Raw genomic sequence first — 24373 nt, forward strand, 5'->3', positions numbered from 1 at the left:
CCTTATATGCCGGATTCGAGGAGCTGCGACAGTGGCTTCTCTTTTTCTTTTTGGCGACGATGAGTACAGCTTCGTATACATATGAAAGATAATGGCGATCTGCCAATTGATAATTTGGTATATTTAATTTACAATCGAGTTATTCGATACAGAGTATGAAGAATTTGTATTTCGAGATGGAATGGAGAGAAGTGACTCGACGTGCCCGACAAAAGACCATTATATAAAATTATTATTGATGACTTGAAGGACAAAATCGAAGTAGGCCTATATGCGCCTGAGGCACAGCTGCCTACGGAGGTTGAGCTTGCTGAACAATATGGGGTCAGCAGGATTACTTCGAAGCGGGCGTTGATTGAGCTTGAGCGGGAAGGACTTATCTATCGGAAACGGGGCAGCGGCAGTTATGTGAAACAGCCCGATGATTCGGATGTGATTCCTTACAACGGGGTCCAGAATTCGAATTCAATCGTTTCCATGATTTTGCCTTATATGGCAACGAATGAGTTCGAGTACATTAGAGCGGCTACCGATTATCTGGATGCCAAGGGTTATTATTTGAGTATACATAACAGCAATTGGAGCAAGGACAAAGAGAAGGAACTGCTCCTAAAGCTATCAAAGAGCGGCCTGAGCGGCATTATTCTGTACCCGTTAAGTACGATCAGCAATGTGGATATGGTTAATGCCATCAGCAGCAACGGCTATCCGATTGTGACGATGGATCAATATTTCGACAGCTTAAACGTCAGCAGTGTCGTCTCCGATAATTATACAGGCGGCTATCTGGCCGCAAGCAAGCTGATCGAGCTGGGTCATGAGCGGATTGCCTTTATTTCCAGTGTCAGTATCGAATTTCGCAGCTCCGTACGGGATCGTTATCTCGGCTATTGTCAGGCGTTGAAGGATAGCCGGATACCGATTGATTCCGAGTGGGTGTACACCGATTTCTACCGGGACGTGAATGAAAAAAATTCGAAGACGTTCTATCAATCGTTGCTCGCAAAGCTGCTGAGTCAGAAGGTGACGGCGATCCAAGCTGAGCATGATATACTGGCCGGTGAGCTGCTCCGGAATGCATTGGATGCAGGCATCAGCATCCCAAAACAGCTGTCAATCGTGGGATTCGACGATCATGAGACGTCGCGTCATGCTGAAATCCCGATAACCACGATCGCGCAAAATTATTATGAATTAGGGCGCAGCGCCGCGGAGCTGATCGTCGCAGGGATTGAGAACAAAGATTCTGAAAGACGGCGAATCAAGGTTCCTGTGCGTTTGATTGAACGGGAGTCTACAGGCGTCCAGCCTAACCGTGAAGATATCATCCTGTTCTGAGCTTCTGAGCTGGTAAATTCAACTGTCGGCAAGAGCCTTCCTCACCATGAGGAGGGCTCTTTTTTTGCAGCATACTTGGACAGTAGATATAGGCTATATATATTCATAAAATAAAAGATATATCTAATATTTACAATTCAGATTTTCGAAGATATAATACAAACAGAAATAAGTTATATGGTATATCATATTGACATGATTTAAACCATGTTAAGCTCCCTTGCAGGTTGCGTCAGCCGGAAATATGGCTGCATTCAATACTAACGACATGCGGGGGATATACCATATGCTGCTTATTTATGTCATATCATGGCTTTCATCCTTTCAAGGCGAGGAGGCGGAGTGGGGATTATAAGGGGGCATCATCCGGTTCGTCATGTTTGATCGCAAACATCTCATTTTACGAAAAAATTGATTGATGGAGGAGTTCAAATGAAAGCGCTTAAAAAACCGTTTTTTTTAGTGGCCTTAATTCTTATTCTTGCTCTGGTCGGCTGTTCCAGTGGTTCCGGGAAAGAAACGAATGAGAAACCAAGCAATACGAACAATCAAGGCTCCGATCAAACCAGTGAGAACACGGAGAAGCCCGCCAATGACCCGCCTGCTGAGCCGGAAGTGAAAGCGTTTGATTTGAAGGGTGAGAAAATCAAAATCGGCTTATGGTGGGATGGCGCCGATCCCCGGGAAACCAAAACGGAAGAGCGGACGGCTGCCATTGAAGCGCAAATCAAGAAAATCGAAGAAACGGAAAAGAAATTCAATGCCAAGATCGAGTTTGTGAAATTCGGTGACTATGGCAAATACGTCGAGAACTTCACGACAACCTCCCTTGCCGGAGAGCCATTCGCAGATATCGTCGTGATGGAGCTGTTCTGGGCGTTCCCGACACTCGTCAACAAAGGATTCCTTGAGCCGATCGATCAATATCTCGACATGAACGACCCGAAGTATAACGATTGGATGAAGACAGGCGGCAGCTTTAATGGCAAGCAATACGGTTTCTACGACTCGTCACCTTCACCGTATGGCTTCTTCTACAACAAGACATTGGTTCAGAAGTTCGGATTGGAAGATCCGTATGAGCTTCAGCAAAAAGGCGAGTGGACGTTCGATAAGTTCCGCGAATACGTAAAAAGCGCTACAAAGGATACGAACGGCGATGGCAAAACGGATGTCTATGGCATAGCGGGGGCTTACGGTAAAGTTAATTCGCTGACCGAGCAATTCCTGCACACAAACAATGCTTCCGTGGATAAAGACGCGAGTGGCGAGATCAAATTCTCGCTCGACAGTGAGAATGCAATCGAAGCGCTTCAGTATGTATCCGACCTGTTCAATGTCGACAAGTCGATCATGCAGCCGATTCCCGATGATGCGAGCAAAGAGTTCATCGCCGGCAAAGGCGTCTTCTATGGCGGGTTCAGCTGGGAGCTTGGCGGTCTCATGGATAACATGAAAGGCCAGGAGCTTGGGTACGTCTTCTTCCCGAAAGGTCCGAAGGCCGACAAATATACGAGCTACACCCCGTACGGCAATATGTATATGCTGTCCAAATATTCGAAGAATCCAGAAGCTGCCATTCTAATTATGGATGCCATTAGCTTGCATGATGAAGGACGCAAGCTGTCGGAGCAAGCTTGGGAGACTTCGTATCCGAACAAAGAGTCGCTGGATACGCGCAAACAAATGGCCGACAACATCGGATACATTTCATTCTATGCGATTCCAGATGCAGGCACGCTGTTTGACAAGGTCATTCAGGACATTACGGCAGGCAAAGTGTCGCCGGCAACGGCTGTCGACAAGGTGAAGCCGCAATTTGACGCCAACATCAAGAAGCTTCTTGAAGAAGTCAAGTAAGGCTTAGCAAGTCATAGAGCACTCTCCTGCATGCCGTCACATCCTGCGTGGCGAGCATGCAAGAGGGAGCGGATGAAGAGGGGGAAAGTAATGCGGCGGCCGATTTATATAATCCTTGGTATCTCGCTTGTACTCATCACGGCCGTATCCGTTTCGCTGTCAGGGTCCGGCAGCTCCGGCGTCCAAGCCGTTATGGCCGGGAATACGCAGATCGACACGATACAGCTTGCGGATAAAAGTGACTCCTATAAGAAAGGGAGCTACGACGAATACCTGTCGAAATTCCGATCGTCCGTAGAACGACCCAACCTCGAATTGAAAATTGAGGGTGAAAGCTACACGAGCACTCGGGATACGGCGGTATCTGTAGTCGACCACCAGGAGGGCGGACAGGGGAAGGCCTTGTCGACGGGTGAATCGGGCACGGTGGAATGGGAATTTAACGTCCCCCAGGAAGGAATGTATAATCTAGAGCTGAAATTTTTCGTGCCGGAAGGCAAGGAATCCGATGTGGAAAGGGAGCTGCTTATTGACGGAGAGCTTCCATTCTCCGAAGCAAGAAGTCTGGTGTTCAACCGGATATGGAAGAATGAAACAAACGCATTCGTGCGGGATGACCGGAACAACGAATTAATTCCAGGTCAGGTTGAAGTGCCGATGTGGCAGGAAACATTCCTGAAGGACGCGACGGGCTACTATACAGAGCCCTATCTTTTTTACTTCACGCCAGGCAAGCATACCTTGTCATTAACATCCGTGAAAGAACCGCTGATGATCGATTACTTCAAGCTTACGAATAAGGACGTAATGCCCACGTACGATCAGCTGGCTGCCATATATATGGAAAAGGGATACCGTAAGATCGAGAATGTATCGATCAAAATTCAAGGTGAGCATACAGCAAACAAATCATCGGCTACCTTGCTGCCTTACAACGACCGTTCCAGTCCTTCCATCGAGCCTTACCATGTATCGAAGCTGAGGAATAATGCGATGGGGGGCTGGGGCTGGCGGATGCCGGGTCAATGGATGGAATGGGAGATTGAAGCCCCTGAGGACGGACTGTACCAAATTGCCTTCAAGCACAGGCAAAACTATTTGCAGGGAGGCTATGCGCTCCGCAGTTTATACATTGACGGACAAGTCCCCTTCCAGGAAGCTAACATGCTCCCATTCCCGTACGCATCCAATTGGCAAATGGGGGTTGTGGGCAAATCGGCTGATGAGCCGTATCTTTTTTATCTGACGAAGGGTACGCATGCGATACGTCTTGAAACGACGCTCGGCGACATGGCGCCCGTGATCCGGACTGTAGAGTCTTCTATTCTGCAGCTGAATGCGATGTACCGCCAAATCATCAGCTTCACAGGAACGGTTCCGGATACGTTCCGCGACTATCAGCTGGACAAGCGGATTCCGCATATGAGCGAGCTGTTTCATAAGGAAAGTGATTTACTGTACGAGGTCGCAAGGCTCATTGATGGGACTGGCGAGGGAAGCGACCGCTCCGCCGTCTTGAAATCGCTTGCCTATCAATTGAAGGATATGGCGGACCGGCCGGATACGGTTCCTTCCCGGATCGACCGGTTCAAGACGAATGTCGGAGGGCTTGGTGATTGGCTTAATTCCTTCAAGGAACAGCCGCTGGCCATCGACTATTTAATCGTCAGTTCGCCGGGAGCGAAGCTGCCCGATCCTGAAGCTTCGACATGGGGAACCGCTAAAGCCGGCGTGCAGTCCTTCTTAGCTTCGTTTACCGAGAAGTATGATGAATTCACCGATGAGAGCGGGGATGGCGATACGGTCACGGTCTGGATGACATCCGCCAGAGACCAGGCTCAGGTTCTCAAACGGCTGATTGACGATACGTTCACGCCTGATACGGGCATTCGGGTCAACCTGAAGCTGGTCTCCGCGGATGTCGTTCTCTCGGCGACCGTAGCGGGGCAAGGTCCTGATGCAGCTCTGCAAATGGGCAACGATCTGCCGGTGAATTACGCGACACGCAACGCAGTGCTGGACTTGTCGGCATTCCCGGATTTCGCCGATGTATCGAAACAATTCCATGAAAGCGCGATGGTTCCGTACGCATACAAGGGAAAGTACTATGCGCTTCCTGAACAGCAGACATTCCCGATGTTGTTTTACCGGAAGGACATTCTGGAGGATGAGCTGAAGCTTCAGGTTCCGGAAACCTGGGAGGATGTATATGAATTAATTCCCGCTCTGCAGAAGCATAATCTCGAGCTCGGTTTGCCGCAGCGGCCGCTTGATATGACGGGCAACGAGATTGCGACAACCAATGCAGCGGCTCTTCCTCCAAGCCCGTCTTTGGTTATGCTCTTGTATCAGAATGATGGTCAATTGTATAGCTCCGATGGCATGACGAGTGAGCTGGACGGGGAGACCGCCATTCAAGTGTTCAAGAAGTGGACCGATATGTACGTGAATTACAAGCTGCCGATCGCGCTTGATTTTGCGAATCGTTTCCGCACCGGGGAGATGCCGATCGGGATTGCGGATTATACGATGTACAACAAGCTCAGTGTATTCGCACCGGAAATCAAAGGGCTGTGGGAATTTGCGGCGGTTCCGGGGACGAAGACGGCGAGCGGGGAAATTCGCCGCGATGTCGGCAGCGGAGGTTCATCGGCGGTCATTCTGAAGCAGACGAAGAATAAAGAAGCGGCGTGGACATTCTTGAAGTGGTGGACGAGCAAGGAGACGCAGCTGGCCTTCGGACGGCAGATGGAAATCCGGCTGGGCACCTCGGCGCGTTATCCGACAGCTAATCTCGAGGCAATGTCATTGCTTCCGTGGCCTTCGAAGGATTATCAGCAGCTCAAGAAGCAGCAGGAGTGGGTGCATGGCATTCCAGAGGTGCCCGGAGGTTACATGACCGGCCGCCATATCGACAATGCGTTTCGCAAGGTGGTCGTCCAGGGCGATGATCCGCGCGAATCGATGGACAACTATGTTCGCTATATTAATGAAGAAATAACGCTGAAGCGAAAAGAATTTAAACTTCCCTACAAGGAATGAGGGGATCATCATAAAGACAGTCGTCGAAATCAAGAAGCATAAACAGGCCTATGTATTGATGGCCCCGTATTTCATTATTTTCATAACGTTTACGGTTCTTCCGGTTGTGATGTCCCTGCTGCTCAGCTTTACGAACTTCAATATGCTGGAGCCGCCGACATGGGCGGGATGGTCGAATTTTACCCGTTTGTTCGTCCAAGATGATGTATTCATGCTGGCCTTGAAGAATACGCTGCTGTTCGCTGCGATCACAGGGCCGGTCAGCTACATGGCCTGCTTTCTGTTCGCCTGGCTGATCAACGAGTTTCCACCGAAGCTTCGCGCCGTGCTGACGCTCATCTTGTACGTGCCGTCGATATCGGGCAATACCTATTTGATCTGGCAGCTTCTGTTCGCGAGCGACAGCTACGGATTTGCCAATGCCTTCTTAATTAACTGGGGCTTCATTCTTGAACCGATCCAATGGCTGCAGGATCCGCGTTATATGCTTGGCATTCTGATTATTGTACAGCTGTGGCTCAGCCTGGGAACCTCCTTCCTGGCCTTCATCGCCGGTCTGCAGAATGTCGACCGCAGCTTGTATGAGGCCGGGGCGATCGACGGGGTTCGCAATCGATGGCAGGAGCTCTGGTTTATCACGCTGCCGGCGATGCGTCCGCAGCTGATGTTTGGAGCTGTTATCCAGATCTCCATTGCATTCGCCGTCGCAGAGGTATCGATGCAGCTGCTCGGATTCCCGAGCGTCGATTATGCGGCGCATACCGTTGTGACGCACTTGGTCGATTACGGTACGATTCGATTTGAACTGGGCTATGCTTCAGCCATCGCGACCGTACTGTTCTCGATTATGCTCCTGACCAACCTGATCATTCAGACCCTGCTGAAGAAGGTGGGCGATTAGCATGAAGACACGAAAGTTAAAAGCAGGGAAGCGTCTAAACCGCTCATGGGGTATGGATATCGCGCTGTTCATTCTAATCGGCGGCGTGGCCAGCTTCATGGCGCTGCCGCTCGTGTTTACGATCAGCAACGCCTTCAAGCCTATTGATGAAATCTTTCAATTTCCGCCAAAGCTGATTGTCCGCAATCCGACATTCAAAAACTTTTCCGATCTGATCAATATCTTTTCTGACTCCTGGGTGCCGTTCTCCCGGTATGTGTTTAATACCTTCTTCATCACCATCACCGGGACGGTCGGCCATGTTATTCTGGCTTCGGCTGCCGCCTATCCGCTTGCGAAAATTAAATTTCCGGGCCGGAACATCCTGTTCAGCATTGTGGTCCTGTCCTTGATGTTCACCTCTTATGTGACTCAGGTGCCAAACTACATGACCATCTCTTGGCTGGGTCTGATCAATACGCATTGGTCGATTATTCTGCCCGCCTTCGGCATGACACTCGGATTGTATTTAATGAAGCAGTTTATGGAGCAAATACCGGATGCGCTGCTCGAGGCGGCAAAGATTGACGGCGCCAGCGAATACCGGATTTTCTGGCAAATTATCATGCCGATTGTTAAGCCCGCATGGCTCACGCTTATCATCTTCTCGCTTCAAAACTTATGGACGAGCGGGTCGGTCAAATATATCTACAGCGAGCAATTGAAAACCGTTGACTATGTATTCGGGCAGGTTGGAGCCGGTGGACTCGTCCGAACGGGGCCGATGTCGGCCGTTGCGCTGCTTATGCTGACGGTGCCCGTAACGGTGTTCATCGTGACGCAAAGCAATATTATTCAGACGATGTCCACATCGGGTCTGAAGGAATAACAGGGGGGAGCCGTTTGAGAAGAACGATAGCCGTACTATTCATCTTGACGTTCTTGGCCGGGTTGGCAGCTCCTGTATCCGCCGAACCGAAGGGCAGCTACAACTACAACTATTGGGGTGAAGCAGTACCGTCACCAAGTCCTTATGTACTGGAACAGCTGGTAACGGGCAGGGACCTGGATATCGGCGCTTTCGCCACACCCCAGGACTTGTTCGTTAGCCAAGATAATCATATCTATGTCGCCGATACCGGCAATAACCGGATTGTCGTCCTGAATGACCAGCTTCAATTCGTGCGTGTCATCGAAACGTTCGATAACGCCGGCAAGCAAGATACGTTTAAGCAGCCGGAAGGCCTGTTCGTAGACGGGAAGGGCCGGATATATGTCGCAGATACGCAGAATAGAAGACTTGTCGTACTGCAGCCGGATGGTACGCTCAATCGGATCATAAGTGAGCCGAAATCGATTCTGCTGAGGGCCGGCTTTCAATTTGCGCCGATCAAAGTGATCGTTGACCGGGCTGAGCGGATCTATGTCGTCAGCCGAGGATCATATGAGGGCATCATCGAGTTCGAATCGGACGGATCATTCAATGGCTTTATCGGGACTAACCGGGTGCGGTTTGACCCGCTGGATTTGTTCTGGAAGCGAATCTCAACGAAAGCGCAGCGGGACCAGATGGAGCTGTTCATCCCGCTGGAATTTAATAATCTCGATCTGGATGAGAACGGATTCATCTATACGACGACCTCGGAGGAGAATTCCGACCGGCCGCTCAAGATGCTTAATCCATCGGGCGCCGACATTTTGCGGAGTAGAGGATACTTTCCGCCCAAGGGCGACATTAACACACTCAATATTGGAAGTACGCCGGGCAGCTCGATTCTTGTCGATGTAGCTTCCGATGAAGGCGGCTTGTACAATGCGCTTGATTCCAAGCGGGGCCGGATCTTTACGTACGATAAAGACGGGAACCTGCTGTTTACGTTCGGCGAGCTGGGCAGTAAGCATGATACCTTCCGCACTCCCGCAGCCATTGATATGCTGGGCAATCGGATAATCGTTCTTGACAAGGATCACGGAAGAATCTCATTGTTCGAGCCGACGCGCTACGGGAGCTTGATCCGGGAGGCCGTCATTTCGCTCTATAACGGCAAGTCGGATGAGTCGAGCAAAGCTTGGCGCCAGGTGCTTCAGCTCAATGCGAATTTCGAAGTCGGCTATATCGGCATCGGCAAATCGCTGCTGAAGGAAGGCGAGAACCGTGAAGCCATGACCTACTTCGAGCTCGGCAATAACCGTGAGTATTACTCGGAGGCGTTCAAGCGATACCGGAAGGAAATCGTAATTGACCGGTTCGGTTATATCGTAGCCGGTATTGCTGCCGCCGTCGTTCTCGGGTTCCTCGCGGTCAAGCTCGGACGCAGGCGTATGGCAGGGCGCCATTATGAGGAAATCGGCATCCTGAAAAATCCGTTCTACACGATGCTGCATCCGTTCAACGGCTTCTGGGAGATGAAGTTCGAGAATAAAGGCCGGGTGAAGGTGGCGGTAGGCATTGTACTCCTGCTGGTTATCGTCACCATTATTAAGCGGCAGTACAGCGCTTTTATCGTCAACAATAACAACTTGTCCGACCTGAACAGCATCGACGAATTGAAGTATATCCTGCTTCCTTTCCTGCTCTGGTGCGTATCGAACTGGTCGCTTACCACGTTGATGGATGGAGAAGGCAAGTTCAAAGAGATCGTCATGGCGACCGGTTATGCACTCATGCCGCTCGTTATCCTCTACATTCCACAGGTGCTGTACAGCCAGGTGATTACGGGTGAAGAAAGCTCGTTCTACTATTTGCTGGATGCGATTGCCCTGATTTGGTTTGTCGGGCTGTTGTTCGTCGGAACGATGACGGTTCATCAATACACCGCAGGCAAAACCATCGTTACGATGGTGCTTACGCTGGTCGTGATCGGAATTCTCATCTTCCTCGGCGTGCTCTTCTTCAGCATGATGCAGCAGATGATTAATTTCGTTACCTCCATCTATAACGAGCTGGCGTTCCGTGTTTAGGGGCGCCTTGGAAGAAGCAGAAGAAGAAGGTGGGATATAACGTGAGCAGACGTAATAAAGCGCTTCTTGGCATTGTTTGCGCCTGTTTAATCCTAGGCGGTTTCGCCGGGCTTCAATCGGCGGGGCAAGTGGCATCCCGGCAGGCTGGCGGCTCTTCGCCGGTTGATGCCGCTGACGCAGGAGCATTCGCCGAGCTGACAATGGCCGCAGGCAAGCAGGGCAAGGGAGTCGTTGCCACCGCAGCTTCTTCAGCCATCTCGGGAGCGGTTACGCCTCCCACGGCGGCTGAACTCCAGGCGCTTAGCGCGATGGAGCTTGCGGCGGAGAACAAGACGCTGATGCTGTACGTAAACCGGGAAACCGCTGAAATTGCGGTGAAGGATAAACGCGATGGCTATGCCTGGTTCTCGAATCCGGTCGGCCGGGATCAGGACTCGAAGGCGTCCCCTCTGTTCAAGGCGGAATCCGCTTCGCAAGTGCTGGTTTCGTATTTCAATGAGAAGGGCCAGATCAACAGCTTGAACAGCTACAATGACAGTGTAATGAAGAAACAATTCACGATCGACAAGACGGAACACGGCCTCAAAGTGGTCTATCAGCTCGGTCATGTGTCCAAAGGCTTCGATAATGTCCCGTCTGTCATCGACAAGGATAGATTTGAAGAGGTGATCTTAAGCCGGATCTCCGAGGAGGATACACGGAGCAGTGTGGAATTCCGCTACCGGTTCAATGAAGAAACGCAGCAGTACGAGATTCGCAAGCTCCAGGATTATGCACTGGAGGAGCTGTCCCAGGCGCTGGAGTCGATCGGGTATTCAGCCGAGGATGCGGCTAAGGACGCCGGTAACGGCAGCGGGGAAGCGGCATCCGCCGATAAACCCGAATTTACGATTCCGCTCGAATATGTCCTTGATGGCGATCAGTTGGTCGTGAAGATTCCAGCCTCGGAATTGACATACACGAAGACATACCCGATTGCTTCCCTGCATGTGCTGAAGCACTTTGGTGCGGCGGGCGAAGAGAAGGAGGGATATATCTTCGTACCCGACGGTTCGGGAGCGCTCATTCATCTCAATAATAAGCGTCTGAATGTCGAGCCGTATAACATGCCTATTTACGGGAAGGACGGAACGTTCGACGTCAAAGAGAAAACCCAGCGGAATGAAACCGCCCGCCTTCCGGTCTTCGGTATGAAGCAAAACGACCACGTCTTCCTGGGCGTGATCGAAAGCGGGGACGCAATGGCTGACATCACGGCAGATATTAGCGGGAGGAACGATTCCTTCAATACGGCTTCCGCGAAATTCCAGATCGTCTCTATGGATTTCTACACCCTGACCTCCGGGACGAAGACAAGCTCGGTTCCGATGTTTCAGACGAAAACCTATCAGGGCGATATCCAAATCCGTTACGCATTCTTAAGCGGGGATTCGGCCAATTATACGGGAATGGCTCGTCTGTACAGGAACTATCTGGTACAGGCCTACGGATTGGAGAAGGTTCAGTCGGCTGATGCACCGTTCCTGCTGGAGCTCATAGGTGCCTTCCCGAGGAAGAAATCGTTTCTGGGTATTCCCTATGAATCGACCGAATCGCTCACGAGCTATTCGGAGGCGGAGAGGATGCTTCGCCAGCTGAAGGAGAATGGAGTCAATAGCATCGCCCTGCGTTACATCGGATGGTTTAATGGCGGTATCCGCCATGATCGCCCATCGGATATTGACCTTGTCCGAGCACTTGGCGGCAAACGCGCATTCGAGTCGCTGGTTAGCTATACGAAGGAAAGCGGCATCGCGCTTTATCCGGATACGGCCCTGCTGCAGGCTTATGAGAAGCCAAGCCGGACTGCGTCATTCCTCGACCGGCAGACTGCTAAGATCTATGATTATGATCCGATTCATAATGTGAAGAATACAAGCGCCTTCTCGCATTATATCCAATCGGCTACGGGGCTGGACAAGCTGACGGATCAGTTTCTCGCAGACTATACGAAGCTTGGGATCGGCGGCTTATCTTTACGGGATTTGGGCAGCGAAGTGAATTCCGACTTCGATCCGGATCATCCGATCAGTCGGCAGGATGCACTTCATGAGAGCGCGCAAGCCGCCGGGAAATTAAAAAAGCAGGTCGGGCAGCTGATGGTGAGCGGGGGAAATGCATACAGCTTGCCCTTTGCAAGCCATGTCGTTCATGCGCCGACGCAGAGCAGCGGAATTAATCTGGCCGATGAGGATGTTCCGTTCTATCAGATCGCGCTTCACGGCTACGTAGACCTGGCTGGAGCCCCCTTCAATATGGAAGAACGCCAAGATCCGCGTTATTCACTGCTCAAAGCTTTGGAAACGGGCTCGAATCTCTATTATCAGTGGAGCTACAGCCCCTCGTCCGACGTTAAGGATACGCCGTTTAACGATATGTATGCCCTCTATTATAAGGATTGGTTTGACGAAGCCGTCTCTCTTTATAAGGAGGCGAACAGCATCTTGAAGCAGGTTCGCGGCATGGCGATTACGGATCACCGCAAGCTGCAGCGCCATGTTGTCCAAACCACCTTCGAGGGCGGTACGTCGATTATCGTCAACTATAACAAAACCGCTGTACAGGTGAACGGTATTCATATCGACGCCCGCAGCTATAAGCTGGGTGGTGAGTAGATGCTCAAGAAACGATTAACGCTGGAACAGAATAGAGCGATGTGGGGCGTCATCTTCTGCGTCCCGCTCATGCTGGGCTTGGTCATGCTGTTCATTCTGCCGCTCATTCAGTCGTTCCGCTTCAGCTTGAGCTCCATCGAATTGGTGGAGGGCGGATTCTCCGTCATGTATGAAGGGTTCGAGAACTTTAACAGCTTGTTTACTTCCAATGCGGATTACCCGAGAGCACTGACGGAATCCGTCGTCAATATGGTCGTCAATGTGCCGATTATCATTATCTTCAGCTTATTCGCCGCCGTACTGCTGAACCAGAAGTTCAGAGGACGCACGATAGCCAGAGCGATCTTCTTCCTGCCGGTTATTCTTGCATCGAGCGCAATCGCGAACCTGGATATCAGCAGCTTTGTCGGGGGCGCAGTGGCTTCCTCCGGAGGAGGCGACGGAGGCGGAAATCTAATGCAGAGCTTCGAGCTGAAGAAGATGCTGCTTGAATCGGGAATATCACCGCTGCTTGTCGATTATGTAACCGGTGCGGTCGACCGTATTTATGAGATTATAAGCTCCTCCGGTGTGCAAATTCTCATTTTTCTGGCGGGGCTGCAGTCTATTTCTCCCTCCTTGTATGAAGCCTCACGGATCGAAGGGGCTACGGGCTATGAGATTTTTTGGAAGGTTACCTTCCCGATGCTGACACCGCTTGTACTGACTAATATGGTTTATTCCATCATTGATTCGTTCAGCCATAACAATATCAATCAGCTCATATCGGAGACGGCCTTCCGAACGTTCGACTTCGGATTAAGTGCGGCGATGTCATGGATTTACTTCGCTGTCGTAGGCATCATTCTGCTCCTATCGACCTGGCTGATGTCGAGGAAGGTATTCTACTATGACTGACGGGAGGGAAGGAAGATGAAAGGACCTGCCGCTTATGCCGAACAATTCGTCATCCAATACAATCCCGCGGAGAAAACGAAAAAATGGGGTTGGATTATCCTCCGCACGCTGCTTGTGACCGGTTTCTGCTTCATCATCTTGTTTCCATTGTTTCTCCGGCTGTCGGTTGCGTTCCGGAGCAAGGTTGATATTTACGACCCGACAGTCCTCTGGATTCCGAAGCATTTTACATTGGATAATTTGAAGATTGCGATTGAAACGACGCATTACTTCTCAACGCTGCTTAATACGCTTCTCATTTCGAGCGGCACGACGCTCATTCAATTAGCGGCTTGCGCCTTGGCGGCGTATGCCTTCGCACGGCTGAAGTTTAGAGGCAGCGGCCTGCTGTTCGGGATGGTTATCTTTACGATTGTCGTTCCGCCGCAGACGATTATGATTCCGCTCTACTTAACGTATCGTTACTTTGATTTCTTCGGGCTGGTCGGTTTGTTTTCCGGCAAGGAAAGCGTCAATCTGATTGACACGTTCTGGCCCTTCTTAATTTCGTCCGCGACCGCAATGGGACTGAAGAACGGGCTTTATATTTATATTTTCCGCCAGTTTTTCAGAGGAATTCCCAAAGAAATCGAAGAAGCCGCATTGGTGGATGGGGCCGGGGTGTTCAAGACCTTCTACCGCATTATGGTTCCGAACGCGATACCTGCGGTTGTAACGGTCCTGCTGTTCTCCTTCGTGTGGCAATGGAATGACAGCTATTACGTGTCCTTGTTCCTCAGCAAAGTGAAGGTGCTGTCTACAGGTCTGATGGACATGGGGGTTGCTATTGGTGCAGAACCGGATCCCGTGTATCAATCGATGCTGATGAATACAGGCGTGCTCCTTACGATGGCTCCGCTGATTATCATGTATTTGTTTGTGCAGCGTTACTTTGTCGAGAGCGTGGAAAGAACTGGATTGGTCGGTTAATCTCAGGCTGAGGCCTGGCTTGGATTCCTATTCCTATATCAGAGAGGGTGTACACCATGGTGAAGGATGGACAGCTGCGAGGATTTCATATGCGATTCGGATCGCATGAAGATGTGGGTAATTTGAAGAGGGTGATTCGCGATGCGTTGGTTCCGATGGGAGTTAACGTGTTGATCTTGGAGTGCAACACCTCGTTCGTATTCGAATCGCATCCTGAAGTATCCGGAGGAACGCTGAACAAGCAGGATGCCAGAGAGCTATCTGCGTTATGCAAAGCCAATGGCATACGGCTGATTCCGTTGTTCGATTGTCTGGGTCATCAAGGCTGGGGCGGGAGCCGCAATTCGCTGCTGCGGGCTCATCCTGAATTCGATGAAACGCCTCATGTTCCGGTAGATGCCAAGTGGCCGGAGTTCTATTGTCCGAGCTGGTGTCCGTCCCATCCGGCTATTAATCCGCTAGTCTTCGATCTGATGGACGAGCTGCTGGATGCTTTCGAAGCGGATGCGCTGCATGTGGGCATGGATGAAGTGTTCGCCATTGCCGATGAGCAGTGTCCGCGCTGCCGGGGGAAGAACAAGGCGGAGCTGTTTGCGCAGGCCGCCTGCGATTATTATGGACATCTCGTGCAGAAACGGAACGTTCAGATGCTGATGTGGGCCGATCGGCTGATCGATGCGGAAGGCATGGGCTATACGCAATGGGATGGCGATATTTACGGCATATGGCCGGCGGTGGACCGCATTCCGAAGGATGTCATTCTATGCGACTGGCACTACGATAAGCTGGACGCCTATCCATCTGTGGGCCATCTACTGGATAAAGGATTCACGGTATGGCCTTCCAGCTGGAAAACACCGGATGCCGCGCTTGACCTGCTCGAGCAATCCGTGCGGCAAGCGAAGGAAAGGGATGCGCTTGACCGGATGCCGGGCATGCTGGTGACCGGATGGAATGCAACTGGGGAGAAGCTGGTTGCCGCTCTATTCGGCGAAGGCGATTTAGGCGAGGACCCTGGCGATATTCGGGGAATTGCGGCAACGCTCAAGACGGTGATGAAGAAGCTGGAGACAGATATTCATTCGATATAAATAGGAATCCAAAAAACCTAACGGCTTCTCGTTAGGTTTTTTATTTTGTCCCCGATTGGCTGGAAATACTAGGACGATACGATACGGGTGCAGCTGTTCTCAAGCGCGTACGCGGTGGTCATTGATATCAAAGGATATAAACCTATATTCGAAATTAATTATTAGTATTGTATTTACAATAGTGTGTGTCGTACAGTATAATATCTTCAGGAGTTGATCATATGGCTGATGTGAATGAAACGATTAACGGTTTGTTGAGCGAACTGAGGCGCGGAACGATCGTCATCGGCGTGCTCAGTCAATTGTCCGAACCGCAGTACGGCTATTCGCTTGTCCCGGTATTGGGGGAGAAAGGGCTGGCTGTCGATGCCGGCACCTTGTATCCGCTGCTGCGCAGGCTCGAGAAGCAAGAGCTGCTGGAGAGCAAGTGGGATACGAATGAAGCGCGCCCTCGCAAATATTACTTGCTTAGCCCGTTCGGACGTGAAGTTTATGAGGGGTTGTGCCTGGAGTGGCGCAAGCTGATCATCAGCATGGAAGCCATTATGGACGAGGACAAAGGAGGAGAACCGGATGGAAGTGATTGACCGGTACATTTATGCGGTAACGCAGCGACTGCCCGAACAGCAGAGGGCGGATATTAAGCAAGAGCTGCGAGGGTTGATCGATGATATGCTGGAGGAGCGGGCACCGGCGCATCAGGCCACCCGGGAAGATGCGGAGAGCGTGCTGCTGGAGCTGGGCCATCCGAATGCATTGGCTGCTAAGTATCGCGGATACGACCGTTACTTGATCGGTCCGATGATGTTCGAGCCATATCTGACTACGCTCAAAATCGTGCTCATATCAATCGGGATTGCCCTGACCGTCGTGTTTGCGATCGAAACGATTGTAGCGCCTACGGATATTCTGGAGCATTTCACAAGTTACCTTGTGTCCCTGGTGACGGCCGGCGCCCAAGGCTTCGGCTGGGTTACTATCGTATGCGCATTGATCGATTTCCGCCAGCAGAAGGAGGCCGCCAGCGCCAGCGTGAACAAAGGGTGGAAGCCGTCCGACCTGCCGCATATCCCAGATATGAATACGCAGATCAAGTTGAGCGAGCCGATTGCCGGCATCATCTTCACGGTATTGTTTACGGTGCTCTGCCTGTATTCGATCGAACTGCTCGGCGTCTGGAGGCTGCATGACGGAGAACGTTATGTCATTCCGTTTCTGAATGCCGATGTCTTCCAAAATTACATGCCGATCATTTGGGTAGTTGCCGCACTGGGCATCTTAAAGGAAAGCATCCGGATCATCGTTCGCAAAAGGACAGGCAAAATGCTGGCGCTGCACATCGTGGTTGGAGTCGCTGCAACCGTATTGATCTGCATCATGCTGGCCGATCCGGCTATCTGGAATCCCGATTTCATCCAGCAGTTGGAAGCGGCGGGGTTTTTGTCCGCCGGCGCAGAAGGCTACGATACGGTCGTTTCGATATGGTCCGAAGTAACCGAGTGGCTCGTTAACATCATTGGATTGTTCGCTCTGATCGACATTATAACCGAGACGTACAAGTGGTACCGGATCAAACAAACGGCATGATGAACCCTCAAGCCAAGCCATGGCCGCTTGCGCTTCGAGAAATTACGTGCTTATCGATATGAATCGGGAAGGATTTGCATTTATCCGCTATTATTGAATCTATTCAAAGATCGTTATGAGGGGGACAACACAGCCTGTGTTGTCCCCCTCAAACGTAGAAAATCCCCTGCAGGTTCAAATAAAGGGGATTATTCTGCTTTATTAGTGGGAGTTCTGATGGATGGATAATCGGTGGAAGGCAATAATTGGTGACTGCAACAGCCCGATACAAATTGACAGCATGGCATCCCGTAAATATAATAGTCATAGCAACTATCGCCATGTCATATATATGGAGGCCCACCATTGGAATTAGACAAGTATATCGGCGTCCTCGTTCATCGGGCAGATCTGAAGCTTACCCATTATTATCAGAAAGTGAATGCGCCCTTCGATATTACAATCGACCAATGGGAGATTCTTGTCGTGCTCTGGGAGCATGAAGGCATCACGCAAAAAGAGCTTGCGGAGAGGCTGTACAAGGATCAAACGAACATTGCGCGGATGCTGTTCAAGCTGGAGAACAAAGGATTCATTGAACGGCGCATCCATGAGACGGACCGGAGAGCGCTTCGGTTGTTTCTGACCGACAAGGGTTGGGCGTGCAAGGACGAGATTCTCGAAGTCTCCAGGCATGCTTATCAGCGAACGATCGCAGGTTTAACCGAAGAGGAAGTCGAGCAATTTAGAAAGACGTTAACCATTATACACAACAATGTCAAAGACCTTTAAACCAGGATCAGGAGAAAGTGCAGGTAGCAGCATGACATCAACGACAACAGGCTCAACCAAGGTTAGTATATTTGACGCTCCATACCGGGCATTAACGATCGGTATCATTCTAGCTGTTACAACCGTCGCATTCGAGGGGCTGGCCATTACGACGATCGCCCCGAAGCTGGCGCAGCAATTGAACGGACTCCAGCTGTACGGGTGGATATTCACGGCCTTCATGCTCTCGCAGATCATTGGTACGATGGTGATGGGGAAGCAGGTCGATAAACGAGGCGTGTTCAAGCCATTCGTATGGGCGATCGGATTATTCGTCGTCGGGATCGTGATCGCAGCTTTGTCCTATAATATGCTGATGCTGATCGCAGGCCGAGCGTTCCAGGGATTTGGAGCCGGCTCCATTATCACCTGCGTCTATTACAGCATCACATTAAGCTATCCCGACGCGCTAAGAACGAAGATTCTCGCTGCTTTTTCAAGCGCCTATATTTTACCCGCTTTAATCGGTCCTTATTTTGCCGGAGTATTGGCGGAATTCGTATCATGGCGATTCGTCTTCTGGTTTGTTCTTCCGTTGATTGCGTTGGCGGTCTTCTTGACGCTGCCTACCTTCCGCAATATTAAGGCCATCAAACACGCGCCTGACCAAAAGGGCACCCATACGGAAATATACGCCGTTCTGATCGCGATCGGGACAGGGCTGCTGCTAACCGGATTAGGAATGATAACGGATTGGAAAGGCATTATACTTGCAATCGTCGGTGCGGTTGTCATGATCCAGCCCTTGCGTAAACTTCTTCCGGAAGGCAGCTTTCGGGTTAAGAGGGGACTGGCGGCAACGATCCTCACAAGAGGTCTCTATTTTGCATGCTATATTGCCGCCGAAAGCTACGTCGTTCTGGCATTCACGGAGCTGAAGGGATATTCGTCGGACATAGCCGGTTTAATCATTGCAGGGGGTTCGCTTGCATGGTCGTTCGCTGCCTGGCTGCAGTCCAAGCTGGATGAGAAGGATGGCGGGAGCGGGAGAGAGAAGCGGGTCATCGTCGGAATAGGGATCATGATCGTCGGGATCGCGATGGTCATCACAACCATCGGGTGGCCGGGCGGCGGAATCGCGCTCGCCGTTATGTCCCAGATTCTAGCGGGCTTCGGCATGGGCCTCTCCAATCCGACGACCGGAGCGATTGCGCTGCAGCATGCAAGCTCCGGCAAGGAAGGCGAGGTTTCGTCGAATATCCAGTTCATCGATGCGTTCGGTCCAGGTCTGAGCATAGGTATAGGGGGCGCGCTCATCGCAATAAGCGAATCGTTAGAGATGGGTATCTATACGGGAATTATGCTGGCGATTTCCATCCAACTGGTATTTCTGCTACTAAGCTTCGCGGCTGCCTTCCGCATTAAGACGAAGGGGAGCTGACGGATAAAGGAACATTATCGCAGGCAGTCTGCTGCTTACGATAATGTTCCTTTTTTTTCGCCGTCAAAAGATGGTGCGGGCGGTATAATCGAGATAGAAGGCTAAGATTGCTGGCGGCGGAATTCATTCAATGCGCGATGAAAATGATGGAAGTGGCTCGACAAAATTTTTATATTCCGTTTGCTGTTCTTTTCAATCGCGGGATCTCCATTGCTATCCATATAACGATCGATATTCTTATCGAGCTTCTCACGGAGCGTGAATATGAACCCGATCGCTGGATGGGTTCGTACGAGCTCCTTCAAGTCGGCAGCCAATGCTTCGCAGAGCTCGTTCAAATTCGGCATGTATAATATCTTCTCTAGAAAAACGTAATCCGGGGTCGTATCGGTTCGATAATCCTGTCCGGGTACCTGATCCCAGTACTCATACCAATGCTTCAAGCTTCTTGTTTCGTACAGCACATATTTTAGAAATCCGCATAACCAGGCGGTGCAGCTTGTATTGCGAAGCTGACAGCCGCTCCCGCTCGCCAGATGGCTGCAGCCGTTACAGCAGGACCCTCCGCTGTGGATACATACGCTGCATATCGGATCGGTTCCGATTGCGTTTAAGTAATGCATGCCAGTATCGATGATGGCTTGTCGGCTAACCGTATGCGGGAGCTCGGAGCGAACATGCGAATGAAGCGTCGATTGATCTTGGAGCGTAAAGCCGGACATTCGTACCCACCCCTTCATGTATGTCGGTATAATCAAATATTCAGAAATTCAAAAATAACATCTATTATACGACAAGCGGAAACGGTTAACAAGAAGACCGGCATATAGCTCTTTCGTTAGCATGGAAAACTTGCTTCAACCGCTTCAGAGCATTACTAATGGTTTTACTAAATATGCTATACTATTCATACATTTCAAAAGTACGTTGCTAAGGGGCAGTGCCATGAGTCGCAATATTCATACGTTTAAAGCAGAATTTTTCAAAGCGTTGGCGCATCCGATGAGAATTCAAATACTGGAGGTTTTATGCGAAGGGAATCGGAACGTTAACGAGCTTCAGACGATTCTAGGATCGGAGGGTTCCGCTGTCTCTCAACAATTAGCCATATTGCGTAATAAGAATATCGTGTATGGAATAAAGGACGGAACGTCCGTCATCTATTCTTTGCGCGATCCGTTAATAAAGGATTTGCTCGCGGTGGCTAGGCGAATATTTGATAATCATCTGGACGATGCCATATCCATGCTGGAGGTCATACGGAAAGAAACGTAATCTCGATGAATTCAAGGGGATTTGAAGCAAAATAAAGGATCCCCTTGTACAATGGAACTATTCATGCTCATTGCAGGAATGAAGCCGTAATTTATGGTTTGACACCTGAGTGAGGCGGGCGTATATTTCATATATATTCAAATAATCAAATATATGAATAATAAAAGATAAGGCGATGAGATGAATGGAGAGATTTGCTGGATACAACATATCCGCGTTACGCAGAGATCTAATATCGGGCACTATCGTCGGTATAATCGCCATTCCACTGGGAATGGCGTTTGCTATTGCCTCCGGTGTCGATCCTGAATACGGCATATATTCCACGATTGTGGCAGGTGTGATGATTTCACTATTCGGGGGCTCCAAGTTTCAAATAGGGGGGCCGACAGGCGCCTTTATTCCCATTCTCTTCGGAATTGTTATGCATTATGGCTACGACAATTTGCTGCTTGCCGGCTTTATGGCGGGAATCATTCTTATTCTGCTGGGTGTTTTCAGACTCGGTGTCCTGATCGCATTCATACCACGTCCCGTAGTCACTGGTTTTACAGCCGGCATAGCCGTTATCATATTCAGCGGGCAAATTGCCAACTTCCTGGGACTGAGCGGAATCGAGGCAAGCGATAAATTCGGGGTCAATATGAAGGAGATCGCGCTGCATCTGGGTACGGTGAACGGCCCTAGCGTTATAACGGCAGCTGTGTGCCTCCTTATTATTGTCCTATTGCCAAGAGTTCTGCCGCAAGTTCCGGCTTCATTAGCCGGCCTTATTGTATCCAGTACGGTCGCGGCCCTATTCTTCCAAGGCAAGGTAGCGACGATCGGGTCGGCATTCGGAGCCATTCCGAGTACATTGCCGCAGTTTCATTTTCCTGTCATCACCTGGGATCGGATAGAAATGCTGCTATATCCGGCATTCCTAATTGCGGTATTGGGCGGAATTGAATCGTTGTTATCGGCTGTGGTGGCTGATGAAATGAGCGGGAGCAAGCATCATGCCAATCGGGAGCTGATTGGGCAAGGGATCGCCAACATGGCAGCACCCCTCTTCGGAGGCATTCCGGCTACCGGAGCTATTGCGCGGACTGCAACCAACATAAAGTCCGGCGCTGCATCGCCACTATCCGGCGTTATTCATGGGATTGTCGTTTTTCTCGTACTTATCTTGCTTGCTCCCTATGCGTCGGAAATACCGCTATCGAGCATCGCCCCATTACTCATGCTTGTCGCGTGGAACATGAGCGAGCGGAGGGAGTTCCTGCGTATCGCGAAAACAAGAACAAGCGATTCCTTCCTGCTCCTTATTACCTTTCTGCTTACGGTGTGGGTCAATTTAATGACGGCTGTTGAAGTCGGATTGATACTGGCTGTTATCCTTTTTGTGAAGCGAATGAGCGATGGATTGACGGTAGTCAATGGAAGGCTTGATGGGACAGAAGGAGATATTGGGGCGGAGGCTCAAGATCGCGAATGTCCGCATCCGTGCCAGATTACGATAGAAGGTCCCTTGTTCTTCGGATCATCCAATAGGTTTGAGAAGGCGATGAGTAGAGGCATGCCGCATGAATCAGTTGCGGTCGTACTCCAGCTCGACAAGATGCCTTATATGGATATGACAGGAGAGTATAAGCTTGCTGCCTATATTCAGCCCATCCTAAACGCCGGCGGTGTGGTATTCGTTCGAGGAATTCAGCCGCAGCCGCTTGCCATGATGAAGAAAACCGGGTTATACCGTCTTATCGGGGAAAACCGCTTTCTTGAAAAATCCGGATGAACCTAAATCGCTCCCTTAGCGGCGAGAAGGCTTCCCTCATAATAGAAGCCTTCCTTGCCGTGGATAAGCACCGAGGAGATAAGGATGTTGATCCTGTTCCTTACCGGAGTAAGCCAGATTGCTTCACGTCATTATAGAAGCGATTGAATTCTTCAATATTGAGCTGCTGGGCGGCATCGGACAGGGCGACTGCGGGATTGGGATGAACCTCAACCATGATACCGTCCGCACCTGCGGCGAGAGCAGCCTTGGCGCAGGGCGCGAGAATGTCCTTGCGGCCCGTCGAATGGGTAACGTCTACGAGAACGGGCAGATGGCTCTCCTGCTTCAAGATCGGTACGGCCGAGATATCGAGCGTATTTCGCGTGGCCTTCTCATAGGTGCGGATACCGCGTTCAATGAGCATAACCTGCGTGTTGCCGCGAGATACGATATACTCTGCAGCATGCAGGAATTCATCGATTGTTGCCGCCAAGCCGCGCTTGAGCAGAACAGGTGTGCGGACATCGCCAGCCGCCTTCAGCAGCTCGAAATTCTGCATGTTTCTCGCCCCGATTTGAATGACGTCAATATAGTCGCACGCCAGCTCGATATGGGCGGGATTAACGATTTCGCTTATGGTTTTCAGACCGAATTCGTCAGCCGCCTCCTTCAAGATTTTCAAGCCCTCGATCCCGAGACCTTGAAAGTCGTAAGGGGACGTTCGGGGCTTGAAGGCTCCTCCCCGCATGACGGTGATCCCCGCTTGCTTCAGCGCCGCAGCGACTTGACGAACCTGCTCATAGCTCTCGACCGAGCATGGGCCGGCAACCATCATCGGCTTGCCGCCTCCTACGAAGGTGTCGCCGAGCTTAATAATCGTATCTTCCTTCTGCTTCTTGCGGCTCACAAGCAGCTGCTTCTTCGAGTCATTTTGCTGAAGGTTGAGGGAAGCCTGAAAAATTTGCTTGAACAGATGCCGTATCGTATTGTCATCGAACGGTCCGGAATTGCGGGCGGCCAATTCCTCGAGCATCTTCTGCTCGCGGACAGGATCAAACTTCGGCACACCCTGTTTTTCTTTTTCTTGTCCAATCTGCTGGGCGATTGCGGCCCGCTCTGACAGCAGCTCGAGCAGCTGCAGGTTAATTTGATCTAGTTGTCCTCGTAACTGTTCCAAAGTTCCTTGGCTCATTGCCTTCCACTCCTTTTCGTCCTGATCGTTGTATTTGTATGCAACAAAAAGACCCCTCGCCGCAAGGGACGAGGAGCCGTGGTACCACCCTAATTAGACCTCTATGCCTTGGCCATGCCGGCTAGGAATAGTTATCTCACTTTAACCCTCTAACGCAGGGAATACGGAAATCCTTCGGGGTTGCCCATCTAGGCAGCCGTTTGGGACCAGCTCAGGAGTGAACTTCGGCGGGGCTCTATGCTCGGGTGCTCTCAGTCAATGGCACGCCGTCTCTGTTAGCAGCTATCCTCGCTTACTCTTTCCTTCATAGCTTGTGAACGGTATAAGATTAATTGAGACTCATCTTAAACCAGATGCTTCTCATTCGTCAAGCCCATGTTTCACCGCGTAATTGCTTTATCGCAGTGAATGGTGTACGCAGCAAAACAAGTGCACGCCACCCACCTTTACCATTCGATACAGAAACAATGTATACAATTACTATTTTTAGTTGACATTTATTCGGGCGTGTTTTATATTCTAGATGTTATTGGAGCGCTTTCATTGTACATTTGCACGGGGGGAGTATTCCCCTGCTAGCGATATGGCCAAGAGTATGTGGGATGCAGCAGCAGCGAGTATCTTCTTGGCAGAAGAAAGCGGACCTGAATTCCAATCCAAATTACAGGGAGAGTGTT

Annotated in this window: 18 protein-coding genes; 16 read left to right on the plus strand and 2 right to left on the minus strand. The window is 50.7% G+C overall.

The annotated features are described in order from the left end of the window. Positions 1-201: 201 nt before the first annotated feature. The 14 genes from NNL21_RS18465 to NNL21_RS18530 all read left to right on the plus strand — a co-directional run bounded on the left by NNL21_RS18465 (position 202) and on the right by NNL21_RS18530 (position 19470). Positions 202-1338 carry a GntR family transcriptional regulator gene (locus tag NNL21_RS18465; RefSeq protein ID WP_204818688.1) on the plus strand — a complete coding sequence of 379 codons (1137 nt, stop codon included), beginning with the start codon at positions 202-204 and terminating at the stop codon, positions 1336-1338. Between the two features lie 432 nt (positions 1339-1770). Next, positions 1771-3198 carry an extracellular solute-binding protein gene (locus NNL21_RS18470; protein ID WP_204818689.1) on the plus strand — a complete coding sequence of 476 codons (1428 nt, stop codon included), beginning with the start codon at positions 1771-1773 and terminating at the stop codon, positions 3196-3198. 90 nt (positions 3199-3288) lie between these two features. Then, complete coding sequence (locus tag NNL21_RS18475) at positions 3289-6240, plus strand: extracellular solute-binding protein (protein WP_204818690.1); 2952 nt, start codon at positions 3289-3291, stop codon at positions 6238-6240. A gap of 4 nt (positions 6241-6244) precedes the next feature. Further along, complete coding sequence (locus NNL21_RS18480; protein ID WP_256555345.1) at positions 6245-7141, plus strand: carbohydrate ABC transporter permease; 897 nt, start codon at positions 6245-6247, stop codon at positions 7139-7141. 1 nt (position 7142) lies between these two features. Beyond that, positions 7143-8009: a carbohydrate ABC transporter permease gene (locus tag NNL21_RS18485; RefSeq protein ID WP_204818691.1), complete on the plus strand. Its 867-nt coding sequence runs from the start codon at positions 7143-7145 to the stop codon at positions 8007-8009. A 14-nt stretch (positions 8010-8023) separates the two neighbouring features. Then, positions 8024-10081, plus strand: coding sequence for a YIP1 family protein (locus tag NNL21_RS18490; protein WP_204818692.1), 2058 nt, complete (start codon positions 8024-8026; stop codon positions 10079-10081). 41 nt (positions 10082-10122) lie between these two features. After that, a complete protein-coding gene (locus NNL21_RS18495) occupies positions 10123-12735 on the plus strand; it encodes a DUF5696 domain-containing protein (protein ID WP_204818693.1) in 2613 nt (870 codons plus the stop codon). Beyond that, entirely contained in the window at positions 12736-13632 is an 897-nt protein-coding gene (locus NNL21_RS18500; protein ID WP_204818694.1) for a carbohydrate ABC transporter permease, read from the plus strand. A gap of 15 nt (positions 13633-13647) precedes the next feature. After that, on the plus strand, positions 13648-14601 hold the full coding sequence (locus NNL21_RS18505; protein WP_204818695.1) for a carbohydrate ABC transporter permease: 954 nt from the start codon (positions 13648-13650) through the stop codon (positions 14599-14601). 56 nt (positions 14602-14657) lie between these two features. Beyond that, entirely contained in the window at positions 14658-15692 is a 1035-nt protein-coding gene (locus NNL21_RS18510; protein ID WP_204818696.1) for a family 20 glycosylhydrolase, read from the plus strand. 221 nt (positions 15693-15913) lie between these two features. Next, entirely contained in the window at positions 15914-16279 is a 366-nt protein-coding gene (locus NNL21_RS18515) for a PadR family transcriptional regulator (RefSeq protein WP_204818697.1), read from the plus strand. Further along, complete coding sequence (locus tag NNL21_RS18520; protein WP_204818698.1) at positions 16266-17279, plus strand: hypothetical protein; 1014 nt, start codon at positions 16266-16268, stop codon at positions 17277-17279. The genes NNL21_RS18515 and NNL21_RS18520 overlap by 14 nt, the downstream gene beginning before the upstream one ends. A 345-nt stretch (positions 17280-17624) precedes the next feature. Beyond that, complete coding sequence (locus tag NNL21_RS18525) at positions 17625-18050, plus strand: MarR family winged helix-turn-helix transcriptional regulator (RefSeq protein ID WP_204818699.1); 426 nt, start codon at positions 17625-17627, stop codon at positions 18048-18050. A gap of 31 nt (positions 18051-18081) precedes the next feature. Then, the gene (locus NNL21_RS18530) at positions 18082-19470 is read left to right on the plus strand and encodes an MFS transporter (protein WP_204818700.1); all 1389 of its coding nucleotides are present in this window, start codon (positions 18082-18084) and stop codon (positions 19468-19470) included. 101 nt (positions 19471-19571) lie between these two features. Here NNL21_RS18530 and NNL21_RS18535 read toward each other — a convergent pair whose 3' ends face one another. Further along, positions 19572-20192, minus strand: a complete 621-nt coding sequence (locus NNL21_RS18535; protein ID WP_204818701.1) for a hypothetical protein — start codon at positions 20190-20192, stop codon at positions 19572-19574. A 223-nt stretch (positions 20193-20415) separates the two neighbouring features. Here NNL21_RS18535 and NNL21_RS18540 point away from each other — a divergent pair, with 223 nt between their 5' ends. Together NNL21_RS18540 and NNL21_RS18545 are read left to right on the plus strand one after the other, a co-directional pair. Continuing rightward, on the plus strand, positions 20416-20745 hold the full coding sequence (locus NNL21_RS18540; RefSeq protein ID WP_204818702.1) for an ArsR/SmtB family transcription factor: 330 nt from the start codon (positions 20416-20418) through the stop codon (positions 20743-20745). A gap of 184 nt (positions 20746-20929) precedes the next feature. Continuing rightward, positions 20930-22522, plus strand: a complete 1593-nt coding sequence (locus tag NNL21_RS18545; RefSeq protein WP_204818703.1) for a SulP family inorganic anion transporter — start codon at positions 20930-20932, stop codon at positions 22520-22522. Between the two features lie 100 nt (positions 22523-22622). Here the strand turns inward: NNL21_RS18545 and NNL21_RS18550 are convergent, their stop codons facing one another. Further along, on the minus strand, positions 22623-23696 hold the full coding sequence (locus tag NNL21_RS18550) for a bifunctional 3-deoxy-7-phosphoheptulonate synthase/chorismate mutase (protein WP_204818704.1): 1074 nt from the start codon (positions 23694-23696) through the stop codon (positions 22623-22625). Positions 23697-24373 lie beyond the last annotated feature (677 nt).

The sequence above is a fragment of the Paenibacillus mendelii genome (genome assembly GCF_024498075.1).
Lineage (GTDB): Bacteria > Bacillota > Bacilli > Paenibacillales > Paenibacillaceae > Paenibacillus_Z > Paenibacillus_Z mendelii.